The following is a 965-nucleotide window of genomic DNA, read 5'->3' as shown; positions in this document are numbered from 1 at the left end:
GTTGGTGACCACACACCACCCCATAATCTAGCGATTATGAATGGTTGTCTGTTGTAAGTTATTGATAATTATTGATGTTAAGTTTTTGTTTTTTGATGTTATGGCATTTTTGATAACGTTTTTTTGTTCAAAAATGCCCCTGTAAACAGGAGCTTAAAATGCAAAAAATGCCTCTTACTCAGCGATTTGTCGAGCATGTAAAACCGACTTCGACCACACAAGAATACTATGATACCAAGGTGTCGACGCTGTATTTACGAGTCTACCCGTCAGGGAGGCGAGTGTTCTTTGTTCGCTTTCAGAGTAACGGATTGAGAAAAAATCATAAGCTAGGGTGCACATTAGAGTGCTCATTACGTCAAGCAAGACTAAAAGCCTTGCAGCTTGTTCATCAAGTACGCAGTCCGAAAATTGAAGCATTGCCCTCCATAACGCTACAGGCGTTCGGCCAAGAGTTTTTTGAGCGTTATCCTCGTCATTGGAAACCTCGCACTTTGAAAAAGAACGAAAGTGCCTTTCGTCTTCAGATCGCCCCTTATCTTGGAGATAGGGAAGTACAATCTATTGTTCGAAATGATGTTGAGCAGTGGTTTGCCCAGTTAAGCCATGTGAAAGGCTCAGCCAACCAAGCGTTAGTGTTGCTGTCGGTTATGATGCAACAATGTGAAACGTGGGAATATCGTCCTAAAAATACCAATCCTTGCCGTGGTTTCAAGCGTTATAAAGAAGGAGGGAGAGAGCGCTATCTTAGTAAAGACGAATTGCGACAACTCTGGCGAGTGTTAGACACGTTAGAGGGCGATACCCCGGCTAAGGTCATGATAATACGTTTGTTGATATACACAGGTTGCCGCTCATCGGAAGTGAGAACCTTACAATGGAAAGAGTACCGAGGTGGTCACTGGCATTTACTAGACAGTAAAACGGGGGCGAAAACGGTTTACCTTTGCTCACAAGTTAGAGCT

General features: G+C 43.2%; 1 protein-coding gene. It reads left to right on the top strand.

What is annotated here, in order from left to right:
- Nucleotides 1–158 precede the first annotated feature (158 nt).
- On the top strand, nt 159–965 hold an 807-nt coding region (locus AB4589_RS22115), incomplete at its 3' end, for a tyrosine-type recombinase/integrase (RefSeq protein WP_372101689.1).

It is taken from the genome of Vibrio sp. 10N.222.49.A3 (assembly GCF_041475145.1).
GTDB lineage: Bacteria > Pseudomonadota > Gammaproteobacteria > Enterobacterales > Vibrionaceae > Vibrio > Vibrio tasmaniensis_A.
Note: the sequence above shows the minus strand (reverse complement) of the source record. Positions and strands in the feature narration are given on the sequence as shown.